This window comes from Shewanella cutis, assembly GCF_022410515.1.
GTDB classification, from domain to species: Bacteria; Pseudomonadota; Gammaproteobacteria; order Enterobacterales; family Shewanellaceae; genus Shewanella; species Shewanella cutis.
Genome location: NZ_JACSDI010000014.1, coordinates 40,798 through 59,566 on the forward strand (window position 1 = coordinate 40,798; position 18,769 = coordinate 59,566).

The 18,769-nt window shown below is 45.4% G+C and carries 13 protein-coding genes; 4 read left to right on the forward strand and 9 right to left on the reverse strand.

The features are described 5' to 3' along the window. The first annotated feature begins 94 nt into the window (after positions 1-94). Complete coding sequence (gene fre, locus H9J30_RS16090; protein WP_240131910.1) at positions 95-793, forward strand: NAD(P)H-flavin reductase; 699 nt, start codon at positions 95-97, stop codon at positions 791-793. Positions 794-1,028: 235 nt separating this feature from the next. Here fre and H9J30_RS16095 read toward each other — a convergent pair whose 3' ends face one another. Then, entirely contained in the window at positions 1,029-2,213 is a 1,185-nt protein-coding gene (locus H9J30_RS16095; RefSeq protein WP_240131911.1) for a permease, read from the reverse strand. A gap of 224 nt (positions 2,214-2,437) precedes the next feature. On the opposite strand from H9J30_RS16095, the gene H9J30_RS16100 reads away from it, so the two are divergent. Continuing rightward, on the forward strand, positions 2,438-2,749 hold the full coding sequence (locus tag H9J30_RS16100) for an ArsR/SmtB family transcription factor (protein ID WP_240131912.1): 312 nt from the start codon (positions 2,438-2,440) through the stop codon (positions 2,747-2,749). Between the two features lie 270 nt (positions 2,750-3,019). On the opposite strand, the gene H9J30_RS16105 is transcribed toward H9J30_RS16100, so the two are convergent. Continuing rightward, positions 3,020-3,676: a DUF3313 domain-containing protein gene (locus H9J30_RS16105; protein ID WP_240131913.1), complete on the reverse strand. Its 657-nt coding sequence runs from the start codon at positions 3,674-3,676 to the stop codon at positions 3,020-3,022. Between the two features lie 1,066 nt (positions 3,677-4,742). Here H9J30_RS16105 and H9J30_RS16110 point away from each other — a divergent pair. Continuing rightward, on the forward strand, positions 4,743-5,840 hold the full coding sequence (locus H9J30_RS16110) for a DUF2976 domain-containing protein (RefSeq protein WP_240131914.1): 1,098 nt from the start codon (positions 4,743-4,745) through the stop codon (positions 5,838-5,840). Between the two features lie 429 nt (positions 5,841-6,269). Here the strand turns inward: H9J30_RS16110 and H9J30_RS16115 are convergent, their stop codons facing one another. Beyond that, positions 6,270-8,231: an NERD domain-containing protein kinase family protein gene (locus tag H9J30_RS16115; protein WP_240131915.1), complete on the reverse strand. Its 1,962-nt coding sequence runs from the start codon at positions 8,229-8,231 to the stop codon at positions 6,270-6,272. A gap of 588 nt (positions 8,232-8,819) precedes the next feature. Here H9J30_RS16115 and H9J30_RS16120 point away from each other — a divergent pair. Next, positions 8,820-10,574 (forward strand): KAP family P-loop NTPase fold protein, encoded by a 1,755-nt coding sequence (locus H9J30_RS16120; RefSeq protein ID WP_240131916.1) that lies wholly within the window; start codon positions 8,820-8,822, stop codon positions 10,572-10,574. 379 nt (positions 10,575-10,953) lie between these two features. Here H9J30_RS16120 and H9J30_RS16125 read toward each other — a convergent pair whose 3' ends face one another. The 6 genes from H9J30_RS16125 to nosD form a co-directional block, all read right to left on the reverse strand. Continuing rightward, the gene (locus tag H9J30_RS16125; RefSeq protein ID WP_240131917.1) at positions 10,954-11,583 is read right to left on the reverse strand and encodes a flavin reductase family protein; all 630 of its coding nucleotides are present in this window, start codon (positions 11,581-11,583) and stop codon (positions 10,954-10,956) included. Between the two features lie 137 nt (positions 11,584-11,720). Further along, a complete protein-coding gene (locus H9J30_RS16130) occupies positions 11,721-13,856 on the reverse strand; it encodes a M13 family metallopeptidase (protein WP_240131919.1) in 2,136 nt (711 codons plus the stop codon). A 204-nt stretch (positions 13,857-14,060) separates the two neighbouring features. Continuing rightward, on the reverse strand, positions 14,061-15,344 hold the full coding sequence (locus H9J30_RS16135) for a winged helix-turn-helix domain-containing protein (protein ID WP_240131920.1): 1,284 nt from the start codon (positions 15,342-15,344) through the stop codon (positions 14,061-14,063). Positions 15,345-15,557: 213 nt separating this feature from the next. Further along, complete coding sequence (locus H9J30_RS16140) at positions 15,558-16,454, reverse strand: ABC transporter permease (protein WP_240131921.1); 897 nt, start codon at positions 16,452-16,454, stop codon at positions 15,558-15,560. Continuing rightward, positions 16,451-17,497, reverse strand: coding sequence for an ABC transporter ATP-binding protein (locus tag H9J30_RS16145; RefSeq protein WP_240131922.1), 1,047 nt, complete (start codon positions 17,495-17,497; stop codon positions 16,451-16,453). The genes H9J30_RS16140 and H9J30_RS16145 overlap by 4 nt, the downstream gene beginning before the upstream one ends. Further along, positions 17,494-18,768, reverse strand: coding sequence for a nitrous oxide reductase family maturation protein NosD (gene nosD, locus H9J30_RS16150; RefSeq protein ID WP_240131923.1), 1,275 nt, complete (start codon positions 18,766-18,768; stop codon positions 17,494-17,496). Before nosD ends, H9J30_RS16145 begins: the two co-directional genes overlap by 4 nt. Position 18,769 lies beyond the last annotated feature (1 nt).

Here is an 18,769-nt window from a genome sequence, read left to right on the forward strand (position 1 = left end):
TAAGCACGACGTACCCACTTAAGCCAAGCGAATTGGCCGCGAATGGCCCTAATGCGACACCTCTAACAAAATAAAAAGGTGCAAAGGAAGTTTGATGAAAACCATACGTTGTAAGATAGAGAAAGTAACCCCCTTTAACGACGCCGTATATCAGGTGTGGTTAAAGCCTGATACCCCCTTGGAGTTTCAAGCGGGACAATACCTGTGTGTTGTGATGGGTGAAAAAGACAAACGTCCCTTCTCTATCGCGTCAGCCCCTAATGCCGAAGTGATTGAGCTTCATATTGGTGCGGCAGTCAGCGAAAGTTATCCAATGCAAGTGGTTGAAAGATTGCGTAATAGCACGCATATCGACATCGAAGCGCCAGGTGGCAACGCTCACCTACGCCACGACAGCCTGCGCCCACGTTTATTGATCGCCGGTGGCACAGGCTTCTCTTACATAAAGAGTATTGTCGAGCAACAAATCGCCCTCGGCCAACAGGTCGAAACAACCTTATATTGGGGTTGCCGCACCCAAGATGCCATGTACTACGAAAGCATCGCCCGCGCATGGCACGACGCTCACCCTTGGTTGCATTTTGTGCCCGTTATTGAAGAGGCCCCAGCAAACTGGCAAGGCAAAACCGCCAATCTGCTCGCGCAAATCAGACAGGATTTTATTAGCCTCAATGGCTATGACATCTATATCGCAGGACGTTTCGATATGGTCGGTGCCGCCCGCGAAATCTTCCGCGAAATGGGTGTTGAAGAAGCCCATCTCTACGGCGATGCCTTCGCGTTTATCAAATAACGCATTGATTAGCTTGGCAGGATAACCTTTGCCAACCTAAGCTCAAACAATAAACCCCAGTGAAAACTGGGGTTTTGCTTTTAGGTTTGATCGCTTTTTTAACCGACTCACGAACGAGAGTCCTTGTCGAACAACGTCTATATCTACGACTTGGTTACTCCCCAAGCCTCTTTATTAGCACCACTTAAAGACACATCAAAAGCGTATTAGGTTTAATGTGGGTAGGAGGCTTTATTTAAAAGACTAAACCATAAAGAAATCCGGAGGCGATAGCCATAGCTAAAATAACACCTAGAAATGCAGCAATCATTTGATTTTTAAAGATTGATTTTAACAAAATCACTTCTGTGATGCTGGCACCGGCGCTACCGATGATTAATGCCATGACAGAACCCATCGCCATACCTTTTTGGACTAATGCCGCGCTGAGCGGGATAACCGCTTCGGCGCGAATATAAAGAGGAATGCCAATAACCGCCGCAAGAGGGATAGCATACCAAGTGGCTTCGCCTGCGTAGTTAACAATGAATTCTGTTGGGATAAAGCCATAGATAAATGAGCCGAGTAACACTCCAACAAAAAGATAGGGTGATACTTGCTTAAAGTCATTCCACGTTGTGCGCCAAACGCGTAACCAACGATGCTCTGTGCGCACCTGCGGCGGTAAAATTGACGAACTATCGTCACAACATAAGGATGCAACAGGCTCAGATGTTACCCCACAACAAGAAGATGCAGCCAGCGCGGGTGTTGTATCGCAGCAAGAAGATGCAACTGGTGCTGGTGTTGTACCACAGCAAGAAGATGGAGCCACCACGGGTGTTGTATCACAACAAGAGGATGCAACTGGCGCCGGTGTTGTATCACAACAAGAAGATGCAGCCACCGCGGGTGTTGTACCACAGCAGGAGGATGGAGCAGAAGATTGGTTATTATTCCCAGCAGATGCGCCTAACTCTTGTTGTTCGTAGGCCTCTTTACGGATATATCTTTCAAATCCCAGATTTTCCAGTGTAAAACCCGCGATCACAGATACTCCCATTGCCATCACAAAGTAAAAAACTGCAACTTTAACGCCGAAAGTGACGACAAATAATCCAATAATAATCGGATTCAACAATGGGCTAGCAAATAGGAACACCATCATTGGACCAAAACCCGCACGAGCCCTGAGTAGACCTTTTAAAAATGGGATCGTTGAACAAGAGCAAAATGGCGTGATAGATCCAAGTAGTGCAGCAATTAAATAACCTTTGCCATTACGCGAACTCAAAATGGATTGTACTTTTTGAGGGGTAACAAACTCCTGCAGCATACCAACGAGATAACTTATCACGAGGAATAACAAGGTTAACTCAAGTGCAAGAAACGCAAACATATTTGCCGTTTCTTTTAGCATAGTGATGAGCTCTGGATTCATTTTTAACCTCAAAACATTTCGAATTTTCTAGAATAATAGTTATTGAGAGCTGGATTTTCAATACCAAATTTCCATAAATGCAGAAATATAGTGTGAGCATAGTATCAATTGCGGATAAAGTTCACCCAGCGGCAACTGATGACGCTTTTTGAGGCCGTTCAAAAATAGATAATTCTGGTATTATCGAATAAATTGATGGCATAAACGAAAACAACAGTATCAATATGAATATTGAAAATGCAGCTAAAGTATTGAAAGAACTAGGACATCCTACTCGTCTTGCCCTGTTCAGAATATTAGTTAAGGGGGGCTATGAGGGCGTTGCCGTGGGGCAATTACAGGAAGAGTTGCAGGTTCCAGGTTCTACACTCTCACATCATATTAGCGCCTTAGTTTCAGCGGGGATTATCTCGCAGCGCCGTGAGGGAAGAGTATTGTACTGCGTACCTGATTATCAATTATTACAAGGACTCGTGCATTTTTTACAGGATCAATGTTGTAGTGCTCAGCGCCCTAAAATAGAGATAGAACCCTAAAAATGCCGCCCAGCCTTAACATTGCAGTCGCAAATCTCCAGTGGTGTTTTTATAACGTATTAAACAAGGACGTTTGATGCTACGCCCGCAAAACAGTCTGCAACTAAACCATCAACCCCCATTGTCATAGCCACGTTTTCCACCGCCTCTGTTAGTGTCCATAGTGTGCGGGTTCGCCTATCTGTAATACACAAATAATAAACCCCAGTTTTGGCTGAGGTTTATTTTTATAACGGATGTATTAAGCCCAAATATTACATACAGCTTGAATTATTTACCCAAATTGTCGGCTAACTGTTTCGCCCGGCCTGCAGCCCACTTATCAATCATCTTTTCCAGTTCGCTTGCTGTAATAGGAGAATCTTTTTGGATGGTATCATCACTCTCGCGAGCATCTAATACTCGAACTAGCAACTTGCCGCTTTGTGAGTCAAGCAACTGCGACATGCTGCCGACCTTCAGCAAGTAAGGCTCCATACCGATCGCCTCTTTTGTCACATCAATGGCAATCTTCGCCGGTAATAGATCGCGTAATTTAAGCTCTGGTCGAGTTAAATCAAAATTCGTCACCGCCGCTTGAACTCTAATCACGCCAGGGCCTGACTCAGTCGCAACCTTGACTCCATTTTTCGTCAATTCATTTTTAAACTTCGTATGATAATAACGGCCAATCTCATTCTGCTCATTAGCCGTTAATAGATACCACTGGCCATTCTCTTGACGAATAAATTGTAATGGATCGAGTAACACCTGATTGTACTGGCGCAGGTCAACGCCCGGCTCCTTATAAATACGCTGATTGGGATTGCTTTCGCTCGTTTTGAACGCATCAAAGGGCACAACCTGAAATCCACTCATTGCCCTTTCTTTTACAGAACATCCACCCAGTAATACTGCTGCCATAGCAATCATCACCACTTTTTTCATATTTGCTCCTGCATTGATTAATGATTTGTTTTCAGGATGAACACCGCGATAAGCAGGCCTTCTCCTAAGTAATATTCCAACCAACATCCTTCCACAGTGGATACGACAAAGCAGCTTGTGGCTTCGACTCAAACTGCCACAACAGAACCTATTTTATCAAGTGAGTTCTGCGCTTTATCTTACTGATAGAATAGTAATAACGTAGATTTTAGAGATTAGAAAGTCAGGGGATTATTTATCTGTAAACTAGGTATATTCCATAGCGCTAAAACAACATCTTTCATATGAAAAAATACCTAACACAACATTTCGCTAAAGAAGATTGCAGATATACCGTTTTTTTGCAGTAGGGTGTTTTAAATACAGCAGGACCAGTACCTGCGGCATTCAGAGGGGATGGGGAACTTCTGTGATCTCGGCATTGGCCCTAAATCTCAAAAAAGTTGTGCCTATCCAATCTTTCGACTGTTAATCATTGCGGCCTGACGGCCGAGATGAATCAAAGTCGTGGGGCTTCACCCCACACCCGACCAAGGAGGACTGCTCGTCCTATCCTCCTTGGATGCTCCAAGACGCCCCTAACGGAGTTGAAAGCCCCTTGGGCATTTAGCGTTCTTATGCTACCGCGTCAGACGCTCGTCCCTGATTCGACTGACGCTATCTCGGCATCCATGCCTCGCTCACGCAACGAACGCAAATGCCCTGCGGCAACTCCGAGGGGAGGGAACTTCTGTAGGGGTAGTGTCGGCGGTTAATCCCAAAAGAGTTATGCATGTCCTATCTTTTTTAGATTGTGGCCAAAAAACATGCCGCCTTTGTGGCTAGGAAGCAAAGGCGGTTGTTTTAAATGGATTTATTAAAGTGTTAAAGATAAGATGATAGTAAGTTCTTTACTGTAACATATTGGTTCATCTAATGATTGAGTCGAAACCAAGGTACGTAGTTAGCTCTGAACCAAAGGTTGTAATACAGACTTTCGCAGCAATTCCTCTTATGTACCATAGTTACATAAGTTGGGTATTGCTAAATTTTTTAGAAGCTATATATATGGTGAAAATAAAAATTTATGCAAAAAAAAGATAACATTGGGCCATACATCAAAGGTATTTTATTTTTTTCAGTTGCTTTTTTTATTGTTATTATAACGCTTTATTTTTTGAAGTTTGGAGTCTTTAAACCTATTAAACTGCCGTATTTGTCTGATAGCTCAAGTGACTGGGCTGACTTTGGTAGCATTGTTACAGCTGGGACTAGCATGTTAGTAGCTTCAGTTAGTGGATTTACTATCTGGTTTGTAGCTAAACAATGGACTGTCCAATCAGAAAATTTAATGTTTGAAAAGTATACTCATCATAAAAGAGCATTCAGAGATATGATCGAAGATGCTCTAATTGATTGTCAATCACCTTTTTGTGTAGATGATGAGTATACGATCAACATTAATAAACTATATAAGTCCATTTTCCCTAATAATAACATGAGCTCAGTTAGTTTGACTGATACTGCTATAGATGATTTTTTGTCAGAGTTTCGAAAGTTATCGGCATCTCATCAAAAATATATCAATGAACCAAGTGATGATAATATCGAGTCGCTATTACGAGATATCAATATATTACAAGATAAGTTTAGTTTGATAATTAACAGACCTAAAATGTGTGGTGATTTTATATTTAACAGAGAAATAGTTATTGCTAATGTGATTTCGATAGATAACTATATCGCAGATCTTGTAACGATTCTTGAATATATCACGTCATTTCTAGGCGTTGATATTATTGATAAAAATATCTATCAATTGCAAAGCACATTGATTACGCCAGGTTTTGAACTGCATAAGTTTCTAGTTAATTATCGTGATAACGATACATTCTCTTGTTATTTACTAGAAAAAACTAAACTACTGTTGAGTCTATATTTTGCATTACAAAAAGTACAATCAGAAACCTTCTCTGTATATGATTATCGAGTCAAAATTGAGAATAACCTAATAAATTCAAAGAGATTAGAATGGGAAAATGAGAAGGCGTTGAATGATTTTCTTCAATCAATTCATGGAAGGTTTCATGATAATACGGTAACCAATATCATTGAATCGTTATTAAAATTAAAAGCTCCGAACTCAAGAGCAAGTGAGTTAGCTTATAGGCGTAGAAGACGGTAGCAAAAAAGATAGGACTGGCACAAATCTCTGGGGATTAACCGCCAACACAGAAGTGACACCAGCTCACAACCCCCCGGAGTTGCCGCAGGGCATTAGCGTTCGTTGCGTGAGCGAGGCATGGATACCGAGATAGCGTAGGTCGAATCAGAGACGAGCATCTGACGCGATAGCATAAGAACGCTGATGCCCAAGGTGTTTTCAACTCCGTTAGGGGCGTCTTGGCTGATGTGAAAACAATAGGCAAGGAGGATAGGACGAGCAGTCCTCCTTTGGTCATCTCTTTATAAAAAATCAGGGGGAGACCCCCACGACTTTGATTTTGACTCTGATTTAAAAGCTAAAAATTCCCCCCAACCCCACGATTAGCACTAAAAGCTTAAACTCGGTTTACCTGCGCAGCCTAGTCGCCCTTAAGCGCCAAACAAAACGTTAGCCAATAATTCCAAACTGTTCGGCATAACTGCGTTTGGGATCTAAGGGGAATTCAAAGGAGAGCACTTGGTGACAAGCATCAAACAATTCCTCTCCAAACCATTGTTTATCAAAAGAATGTAACGCATTAATCATGCCTTTTTGCCCCATATCCCCTTTCAAGGAGGCTGGGGTCAACGCATCAATAAAACTGGCGACAAGCCCAAAAAGATCCCGCTCGGCCTGACCTTCAAATGACCATAGGGTTGGATCGGCATATTGGGCCGCATAATAGCTTGCCGCAATATCGAGTCCGACCCCAAAGTTCACTAATACCGCTTTGTCAGCATGGCAAATGATGTTTTTGGGGCAGATGGCACCATGAAAAATATCAAGGCGATGCAAATATTGCAGCGCGGACAATAACTGAGTAAACCATTGTCGCGGTTGCCCTATTTCAATATTTGACACAGTATCAATGGCGTCGCCTTGCTCCCATGCTCGAGCGATAAATAGCGCTTCGCTTTCGGGCAATTGGCCAAAAGCTAACACCTTTTCAATATGGGGATGATATATCTTCGATAAACTGCGATAGAGGTTACTTAGCATTGGCCAATCGGCATCGACCTGATGATAAATTGATAATCCGCATGCATATTGTCCCTGAAGGTGTAATGCCTGCCACAATTGACTATGGGTGGATTCGGTGATCAGGCGTTCGAGGCGGTAATGGTGATCAATGACTGCTCCCTCTTTGATAACAATAGCTTGAGGTAACGTATCACACACGCCAATGTCGATAATGGCACTGAGATCGCTGCGCAGTGCATCCAAATCATTGGTGCCTCCTGCTATTGCCTGTCGATACCATTGGTAAATGCGTGGTTGGCGCGTTTGTTCCGCGAGGGCAAGAAAACGACTCGCGTACTGCTGAATATCCGCCGAGGTTGAAATAGAGTCTTTAATATCAATAAACTCAACGTCACCCTCCTCAGAGATAAATACGCAGTTTTCCGCCCACCCTCCAACGGTATAACCGCGGCGATGTATTTGCTGTAGGCTCGAAACAGAGCGGCGAAGTATTTCAAGTAATTGATAGGTTGTTAATTCGGTGAGCGAGAGCATATTCATCGGCAAGCCACGCGGCATGCGAATAGGCAGCACTAATTGTTCGCCGTCTTGGATCAGCGGTGCGCAGTAGGGGACGCCACTGCACCCTGATAGTGCCTGCATACGTTGAAATTCATCCCGTAAACGCTGCTCATGCACCGCAGCCTCTTCACTGTGGTCGAACTGAATGGGTAATAAAATCTTCAGTAACCAAGGTGCAGTCCAACCGCCAGGTTGATATTCGGCCTGCCATACCTCCAGTCCTTGCTGTAAAAACAAGCATTTTAGCTTAATAAAATCTTGGATCTTATTATTGCGTTGCTCCACCAATGCCACTTGACCTATGGTGTTGAGCACTATTTCCTTTTGCTTTTCCGTTACCGGATGCTTGTGTGGAGCCGTTAAGCCCCATTCCTTGGTTAACGCGGCGATGATCTGCTTAGGCGTGTAAATACTCAGTGTGCCTTCATCCTTCTCAAGCTCAATTTCCTCTCCTTTGCGTCCAGTAACAAATACCATGCCTTGGCACCAAGGAGCATAAACACCCACGGGGATTTTGTGCTTGAGCTTACCTGCGAGTACACGGGCAACATAATTGGCCTTAGCTAGGCTGTTATCCACATCACGACCATCGAGTAACCACGCATGTAGTCCTGCATTCAGTCTTCCCATGTAACCTTTAACATCAACAACATATACTCCCCATTCCCCTACAACTAGGGCATCCACTTCCATCGCCTGTCCCGATTGCGTTGGGATTTCGACATTGGTTAGTAGCAAATAGTCATCGGGAAGCTCTTCGGCAAGTAAACTAAATGCCCAACGCTCGGCATCGTTAACTGGCGTGCCAAAGCTGATATGTTTTGCCATAGGGGTCTCTGTTACTGAATAGATAAAAGTGAGTTAATACTAATCAAGCACTCGTTAAAAAACCACCATTAAGGTAGTTTTTTATATTAAATTCAGTCACTAAAGCATGTAAATTTGCTAGGAGAGTGCTGTAAAGCAGCGTTATGAACGAGAGTTATGGATAATGTACTGGCAGTTAGATATAGACATTGTTTAGTAAGGCTCTTGCTCACAAAGAGGCCAGAGGGAATTGCTGTTGCCCCCTCTTGGTCGACTCTTGATTAAAAATTAGGGGTGAAGCCCCACGACTTTGACTTTGACTTTGACTTTGACTTTGACTCTGACTCTGATTTAAAAGCAAAAAAGAGTTATGCCAGCCCGATCTTTTTTACTCAAACAGATTCTGCCAGTCCAATCATTACTGATAAATGAGATTTAACAATGGGTGTATTGATAAGTTTGATGGATGTCTTGATAAGTTGCTTTTTTATACATGCGGGAAACTTAACATCAAAGATGTATCAATCAACTGTCAAAAATATATTTTGCAGCCTGTCATAAATAGTCATAAACTCCGAACTTATTAAATAATAACGTTCGGATAATTAAATGGTTAAGCAAGTTATCTTGGATTGGTCTCAAGGAAAAATTATTGATGATGAATTCTTTCCAGAAGATAAGCTAGGAAGAGAAAAGTACGCTACTTTTCTAACTAAACTGCTAGCATCTCAAGGTTATGATGACCAGAGAACTGATGATGACAAAAAACGGAATTATGTGCTTAATCTCAATGCTGAGTGGGGAGCAGGCAAAACTTACTTTCTCAAGCGCTGGTCCGAAGACCTAAAAGAGCATTATCCTGTCGTATATGTAGATGCATGGAAAAAGGACTACTCAGATGACCCTTTAATGACAGTTATTTCATCCATCATTGACCAATTAAGAAAGCAAGCAGGAAAAGATAAAAATTCTCCAGTATTCAAAGCTCCTCGTACGTTGATCGGCTTATTAAAGGCAGCGGCCCCCGGTATTGGTCGAGGATTATTTAAGCGATATGTCGGCATTGATCCTGTCGAAATTATGAATGCAGATGACGACAATGAAAATATCGGTCACATCAAGGGGGAAGATGGCCAAGATCTATTAGATAAAAATGGCAACCCTATTGATATGAGCTTTGCTGCTTCAGAAGCAGTTAAGTATCTTATTGATGAACATGATGCAAAATCCAAAGCGATTGATAGCCTAAAAAAAAGTGTATCTGAATGGGTTGGAGCTGTTGTAGGCCATAAAAAAAATGGCTATCCCGCTTTCATTTTTATTGACGAATTAGACCGCTGTAGGCCTAGCTATGCTGTTGAAATGCTAGAAACCATTAAACATATTTTTGATATTGATGGGGTTGTATTTGTGATTGCAACTGACACTGAGCAGCTGCAGCATGCCGTTAAAGCGGTATATGGCGAGGGTTTTGACGCTAAAATTTACCTCGGGCGCTTCTTCAATAGTCGTTATAGCCTCAAGTCACCTAATTTAGAAAATTTTTTAGACGTACACAGCGATGCCAACAAGCTTTCAGAGGATTATTTAAAGAGAGTCAACATTGAAGTATTCCCTCCAAATAGTGATGCTAAAATAACACTTAAAAATATATCAATTGTTCTTGAGGCCTTTAAGGTCTCTGCGCGTACTGCCATTCAAATCACCGATAGAATACTGGCGACTATTTCAAATATGCCCAGAGGTTCCAAGCTCGATATATTGATGTTGTCGACTTTGCTTTGTATTAAAGAAAAGGACAATGAACTTTTTGAAGAAATCGTAAATGGCAAGTTTGAACGAGTTATCCAGAAAGGTGATAGTACAAAAACTATCTATTTAGCTGAGTGGATAGAAAGTTACATACCAACAAGTTCCCATAACCGCCTTATTGAAATGAACTTCGACCCACAGCAATATGCGGATCGTCAGTTTACATACGGTCCATATTATAACCCGATGAGCATACCTTACACATCAGGCTCATATTGTTTTGAGTTACTTAAATATCTGAAAGAAATTTTCTCTTCTCACTTTGGTTCCAAAACAATGCGTTCTACCTTTGCGTTTCTAAATGAGACACAACAACGTCCGAAAAGAGTGGACACAGATTTAGAGAAAACTTGCAAGGCTCTTATCGAAGAACATCATAAATTGAACTCTAAAGGTATTAACCCATTCCAAGCCTCTGCTCTTTTGTGGGCTAATTTTCTCTATATTAGAAATCAGTTCGAAGATATCGGTATGGATGAATATAAAGACTTTGTCGAGTTGGCATCCCCTCTGGATTGGATGGGGCAAGAGGATCTAACAGAAAAAAAATAGGATTTGCATAACCCTTTGGGAATAAACAATACACCGAGTCTACAGAAGTTCACCTCCCTGCGAAGTTGCTGAAGGGCGCTGAAGAAAATCGCGTGACGCAGACAGGACGTCTGCGTAGCTTTCGGGGGGAAGGGACGCCCCATCGGAAGCGTTAGCTATTTTCGAATAAGCACGAAGCCACTAATCAATGCATGTAACTTCGCTAGGGACGGCAAGGGAGATCCAAGAGGGAATTGTTGTTGATCCCCTCTTGGTCGGGTGTGGGGTGAAGCCCCACGACGTTGATTTAGCTTTTAATTACTAATGTATAAACCTTTAACACCACAACCATAAACCAACGCAGGGTTAAACACCCAGCCCTGCGGCGGCTGAGCACCCCCTAAACTTGTGGTCTATGTAAATCAAACCGTAACGCTTCCGAGATCCCATAGTAGGCCGATGGGCCGCCAGCCCGCAGCACGGGTTCGGCGAGGGCGGTTTGATACACGCCGTCACTATCGAGTAAATGCTTGGCGATATGTACAGCGACCACTTCACCTAACACTAACCAAGTATCAATCTTGTCACCATTGGCGGCAGTTAATTGAATGCATTGAGAAAGCTTACATTCAAAGTTCACTGGGCTTTCGGCCACCAGCTCGGCTTTGACTATTGTGCCCGATTTTGGGGTGAGTCCAGCAAAGGCAAACTCGTCCTCCCCACGGGGTAACATGGCGGAAGTTTGATTCATTTTCTCGGCAAGGCTGCGGGTGGTGAGGTTCCAGACAAATTCGCCGGTGTCGACAATATTGGCAACACTGTCCTTCCAGCCTGTGCTGGCAAAGCCGATGATAGGTGGTTTGTAGTTGAAACAATTGAAAAAACTATAGGGCGCGAGATTACGTTGCCCCTGTGCATTGCGAGATGAAATCCAACCTATGGGTCTTGGAGCGACAATGGCATTTAATGGATCGTGCGCCAGTCCATGTCCTTTGCTCGGCTCGTAAAAATAGCGGTTTTCTACACTCATGCCTCATCCCTTAATCGCAATGAAAATGCTAAACCGCTATCTTACAGGACTTAATCCATCGACAAAATCGGCTTCCGGATGAATCATTCAATAAATAAGGGGAACATAATGTTCCCCTTTCGTTTAGCGCATTAGGCTTACCAGATTTTTACCCGTTCCTCTGGTGCTAAGTACAGCTTATCGCCGGGCTTCACATCGAATGCTGTGTACCACGCATCTAAGTTACGCACCGTTAGCGCGCGGTACATGCCAGGGGCATGACCATCGGTCGCCACGCGGGCACGCAGGGCTTCGTCACGCATCTTGGTTGCCCAAGTTTGCGCGAAGCCGATAAAGAAGCGTTGATCGCCAGTAAAGCCATCGATAACCGGTGCAGGTTTACCGTTAAGCGAGGCATGGTAGGCATCGAGTGCAGCCGCTAAGCCCGCTACGTCGGCAATGTTTTCACCTAAGGTCAGATTGCCGTTGACATGCAGATCGGGGAATGGCGCGTAGGCATCAAATTGCTTCGCCAGTGCCTCGCCTTGTTTAGCAAACTGGGCAAAGTCCGCCGGCGTCCACCAGTTACGCATAGCGCCCGTCGAATCGAAGGCGGCGCCATTATTATCGAAGCTATGGCTGATCTCATGGCCAATCACGGCGCCAATCGCGCCATAGTTATAGGCGGCATCGGCCTTCGCATCGAAGAATGGCGGCTGTAAAATCCCCGCGGGGAAGTTAAGCGCGTTTTGCACTGGCAAGTTTACTGCGTTGACGACTTGCGGCGTCATCCACCATTCACCCTTATCCATAGGTTTGCCGATTTTGGCGAGTTGATGGGCATATTCCACCTTCTCACCATTGATGGCATTGGCGTAGGCATTGGTTGGCGATACGGCATAGGCATCGTAATTACGCCACTTATCGGGGTAGCCCACGCCAACGGTGATGGTCGCGACCTTAGCTAAGGCTTCCTGCTTGGTGGAAGGGTCCATCCACTCGAGTTTTTCGACGCGCTTGCCAAAGGCTGTCACGATATTGTCGACCATAGCGCTGACTTCGGCCTTGGCCGAGGCAGGGAAATAGTGCTCGGTGTAGGCGCGGCCCACGGCATCCCCTAAATACTCATCCAATGCACTTAATGCCCGCTTATCACGGCTGCGTTGCTGTGGCGTGCCCGACAGTTTAGTGCCGTTAAAGGCAAACGATGCATTATCAATATTGGACGGCAACACATCCGCATGGCTGTTGATATGGTGGAACACCAGCCAGTCTTTCCACGCATCCAGCGGCTCAGAGGCCACCAGCGCCGAGAGGTTGGTAATGGCACTGGCATGATAGGCGGCAAATTTGCCTTGCTTATCCAGCTGCGCGGCGGCTAAAAAGGCGCTCCAGTCGATACCTGGGGCTTTAGCGTCAAAGTCGGCGCGGCTCCAGACACCTGATGCCTTAGTGAAATCTTCACTGTCTTCACGGCTAGCGTGGGCGGCAGCGATCTTGTGTTCAAGGGCAAAAATGCGCTCGGCACGGGCAGCGGCATCGCTAATTCCGGCATCCGTTAACAGGGTTTCGATATAGGCGCGGTAAGCGCTGCGTAATTCCACCATTTTAGGATCGTCCGACAGATAATATTCGCGCTCGGGTAATCCTAAACCGCCTTGGAGAAAGTAAGGTAATACTTCACCTGGGGTTGCTAAACCTTGGGTGACGAAAATACCTAAGAGGTTTTCGGTGAAAAAATCAGTGGCATTGAGTGGGTCCACATCAGCGCGCAGATTGGCACCAAGCGCTGCCGATAAGCCCTGTTTATCCATAATGGCTTGATAGCGGGCTAAGTCGGCCGCCATTGGCTTCATGCCCGCCGCATCGATTGCCGCAGTGTTAGTGTACGCCTTGTAGAAATCGGCAATGCGCGCATCATCGCTGCCAGCGGCGTGTTCGGCCTTAACTAACTCAGCAATCAGGCTGGTCTTGTGTTTTTCCGTCTCTTGGAAAGCCACTAAAAACGCCCCCGTGCTTGAGCGATCCGCAGGGATCTCTGTGGTTTTCATCCATTCGCCATTGGCGTAGGTATAAAAGTCATCACCGGGTTTGACCTTGGGCGACATGGCTGCGAGGTTAATGCCAATGGGCATGGCGCTGGCTTGTTCGGCATTTTGGCCAGTGCTGGTTTGGGTTGAAGCGACATTGCCGCTCACAGTTGCGACGGTATCCTTGGTGGTGTCACCACAGGCAGAGAGTCCCGTTAGCACTGTCGTCGACAGTAATAAGGCGGGGATCAGGCGGTCCGACATAAGAGACTCCTTCCGTTGTTATTCTTGTATTTTGGCTTATGAAATGCTCGGTCGTGACTGAGCATAGGCGAAGCAGTGTAACTGGCGATAAGCCAAGATGTAAAAGAAAGTCACGCTTTATGGTGGAAAGTTAATGCAAAGTCTTTAATACACTCCTAAAAGCAAAACAGCCGATGACTATCGGCTGTTTGAGTAAGGTAGGGACTAGAGTTTGACTTGTGTGTATTGCGTCCACGCCAGCAGTTGCCCCATTTGCGGGACGATCCAGACTGCAGTGTCCTTATTTTGATAAACCCGGTAGTAGAACAGATCTTCATCGCGAATATCGTGCTTACGAATCGCACGATAAAACTGCATGGCCGAATGGCTTACCTCATCGGGTTTGGTCAGCTCTTTTTGCGACACTTTGACATGGAAAACATCCACATTAAGGTCACCTATTTGGGTTTGATATTGCTCAAAATCGCCGCGAATCGTGTACTTAATCGGTGTGGTTAAACAGTCCTGATCGGTAATGCATGAGGTGGAATAAAACTTGCCTCGACTTTGCCCCTCGTACACCAGCGACATGCTGAGATCTGTGCGAACCAATAACTCACCCGCCACCGGAAAATAGATATCGGCGTGATAGTTATGTTCCAGCAGTTCCCCCACCCCTTTATCATCAACAGGCAAGACCACACGGTTATAACGAATGCGCTCTTCCATCTTTTTACTAAGCGGAATAAATTCCGCCATGCTTAGGCCCGCGGGTTTAGCATCAATCGAGGTGATATTGATAATGCCTTTGCCAGTACAATCCTTAGCATCTAACGCGGGACAAACCGCAATTGAATAGTTTTGACCATCCGTAGACGCAAAAGCACTAAAATAAGGTAATCCATTGATATGATTACCTTCTGGTGCTAAATGTTTTTGCCACCACGAGGGGTGCAAGTGTTCTTCGTCATCAATATACAGCACCTGCGCCGTGCCTAACGTTCCGCCAATATTAAGGCTGATATACTTATCGGCATTCCATTTCGCAACATGCTTAACCACAGCATGGTGATCACTCCAGTACCAAACGAAGGTTAGGAGTAAACCCAGCATAATGATGCCCGCGACCTTAGTCCAAACCGATACACCCACAATGGCATCGCGGATGGCATCGGCATCGTTAATCGCCAACATTTTCACATGGGATTGTTCAGAAACATGCAATTGATAACCGCGGCGCGCCACAGTCTTGAGTTGAACCTCGGTATAAGGCTCTAATTTTTTTCGTAATGTACTGATGCACTGAGTCAAGGAGGTTGGAGCGACCACACGATCAGGCCAGCCCACTTGCAGTAATTCTTCCTTGGTAAAAATGGCATTCGGCGATGACAGCAACAGCACGAGTACGGCGGTTTCTGAAAAGGTCAGACCGATCTCGGTTCCATGAACATGGTCAACAAGCTGCTTGGCCTGTTCATCTAGCATTAGGTATGAAGTAATTTTATGCATGTTAAGCGCCCAAAACTAAGCCAAAACAATAGACTATGATTGCGCTAACAACGGGCAAACACAGTGAAACTCAGTTTCACCCGAGAGCAACCGTGATTTGTGGCTACCAAATCAAGATGACTGATTTTACCTTTTAACAACATAAAATACTGTGACTCTATACTCAGTTTACTTATTGTTTTACTGAACAATATTCAAACTTATATCCAGTAATTACACCTCTTGCCGATTAAAAATAAAACAACAAATCAGTAATAAAACCGCTAACCAGCCGACAAACAAACCGTACATTAAAGGGATGCCCATCCCCGATTGAGCGATGAGGACAAGGCTACTCTTAGCCGACAGGGTCTCTGCAGGGTTTGCTAGCAGATTTAATGCTCGGAAAAGATCGGTCGGATTGATTAAAATCAATAGGTTAAACAAGTGACGACTAAGCACTTCCGCCATGCTGACGAGGGCGGTTAAGAGCACTAAATCATAAACCAATACCAATACAAACCAGAGTAACAGTAGCACTCCAAGGGCTTTGGCTTTTTCCCGCACACACAGACTCACGCAGTAACCTAACAAGACAAATACTAATGACAGTAAAATCCCACTGCCAATCAGATGGATAAAGCCAGTCACTAGGGCCAGTCTTGTATGCGCTTCCCCAAGCGCAACTAACAACATCGCCGTTAAGCCAAATCCCAATAAACAGGCAGTGGCGATCACATAGGCATGGCCGAGTAATTTGCCACAAACCAAATGCCAACGTGCCAAGGGATAGGTGAGCAACAACAGCAAGGTGCCCGACTCCCGCTCGCCGACAAAGCTATCGTAGCTGAGTAAAATGGCGCCCAATGGCAAAATAAACACCGCGAGCGTGACTAAACCCGAGAAGATTTGCGCGCTCTCAGATACCACTAAACTGCCCGACACAGCACTGCCCATAAAGCTCACGCACAGGGACAAAATCAACAGCATGCCCGCCATAAGCCATAACCAGCGGTTACGCAGGTTGTCTTTAAATTCTTTTACCGCAACGACTTGAATGAGTGTCAACGCCATGGGCGGACGGTAACTCGCTAAACTGGACGGCTGTTCGAGGTGACGGATTTGACTCATGCCACTAACTCCGATTTAACGTTTTTTGCACTACCAAAGGCGGCACTACTGGGCATGCCATGGGGATAAAGACTTGCCATATAAAAATGGAAAATATCCTGCAAACTTGGCGGCACCACGGAAAACTCATGGATCTTGAAGCCCTGTAATTGTTGTATCACCTTGGCTTTTAGCGCATCTGGCACCCTTAAGCACACTCGGTCTGCGACTGAGGGGTCTAACAGTGATGCGAATAAGGCTTGGCTTAACAACTGTTGATATTGCAGCGGCGTGACGTGGTGCAACTCAATCAGGCTTGGCAGCGAGGTGGCAGCCCTTAGACTGTGCAAATCCCCCGAGGCAAGCATCTGACCTTGGCCTAAAATCAGCGCACTATCCATTTGATCTTGCACTAAACCTAACTCGTGGGTACTGATAATAATTGCACAGCCCTGCGCCTTAAGTTGTGCCATTTTTTGGTATAAAAAGGCTGATGCGAGGGGGTCAAGCCCGACTGTCGGTTCATCCAGCAGCAACACCTTGGGATCGGCCAGCACCGCCTGCGCCAAGCCTAAACGTTGGCGCATCCCCTTCGAAAAGGTGCGCAACCGTTTATCCCTAGCCGCCATCAGGCCAAACTCTTCGAGTAAAAGGCTGACTCGCACAGGGGGGACACCCTTAAGTTTGGCAAAGTAGCTTAAGAGTTCATGCGCAGTCATATTGTCATAAAAGCTTACATTTTCAGGTAAATAGCCTAAAGACAAACTCGCATTTACCCGTTTGGCTTGCACCTCTTGTCCCTGCACAAACAACTGTCCCGCGCTTGGGGATACCAAGCCTAAGATCATTTTGATCAGGGTAGATTTACCGGCACCATTATGGCCAAGCAGCGCCAAGGTTTGGCCTGTAAACACTTCAAAATTAAGATTTTTTACCGCTTCAAACTCAGCATATCGCTTGCTCAATCCCACAGCCTTAACAGCCACTTGCCCTTGGGCGTTAGCTTGGTTTGTCATTAATGTCAGCGCCTGTGGATTGATGGCGTTGTTGGTAAAATGGCTCATATTCCATCTCCCTCTGTGGTCAGTCGCATTAAGGGGAAACTATCACTCACACCGCTGATACTGGTTGGCTGAAACTGCCGCTCAACCCAACGTAACAGCAATACCACTGGGCTTTCCATCAATAATTTTGCCTCGGGATAGAGCCAAAATAGCTTATCTAAACTGTCGTTAGGTCTGTGGGCGATATCCCCCACACCGTCGCCATTTGTATCCCAGCCGCGGTATTCAGACCAGTAATTGCCCTGTCCCTGATAACTCCATTCCAGTTGCGCTTCGCCGACGTATTTCACTTGGGTCTGGTTGGCTAAAATACGATTGTGCCAAAGGCGATTGGCTTCGCCGCCCATGGCCATGCTGATCCCAGTATCACTCTGACTAAATTCATTATCTTCAATACGATTATTCTGCGCGGCGTAGATAAAAATGCCCTTGCCTTCGTTACCAAGCTCCACTGAACCTTGGGGATGGTGCACTTCAGTGGCGATATTCGCCTGAATATGGGAATCGTTGGTGATATTGAGCAGAATGCCAAAGTCCCGCGCTTGGCTAACGCGATTATGATGCAGATAGATTTGCTTTGAACTCATCAGGGCATAACCGCCATCGACGTTGATAGCTTGATTTTGCGAAGCTTCATCCCCTCGGGTATACATGTAGTGGATGCCGTACTGCAGCTTAGCAAATTGATTATGATGAATTTTGCTGTCCGTCACTGATTCGAGATATACCCCATCGCGGACAAAGATAATATGATTTTGTTGCACATCGGGCGCGGTCACATGCTTAAGGAAAATCCCGTCGCCCCTGTCCAAGACATAGATGGCACCATTGCCGCTGATGCTATTTTCAATAATGCGGGGCGATGCGAGTTGTTCGCCATAAATCCCAAAGCCATCACCGACGAAACGATTGCCCTTGATTAGCACCTCGTCAGCCCCAGGCAGCAATAAAATGCCTGCATCGTGATAGTAAAGATCCCGTCCCCAATGGCGGATATTAAGCCCTTCAACAATCACCTTGGCTGCGGTAATAGTTAAGGCGCTACCTTGGCGCTGGGCATCGAGGGTCGCACCCGCTTCGCCCTTAATATGAATAGAGCGGGTGACACTGAAATTGCCCTCATACACCGCGGTGTCGAGTACTAAGGTGTCACCGTCCTGCGCCTGCACCAATGCTTGGGTCAAAGAAGCTGTATCTTTAACCCTTAACTCCTGCGCCATCCCGATAAAGGATACGCCACAGAGCCAACAAAGGAGCAATAAACGCAGCATG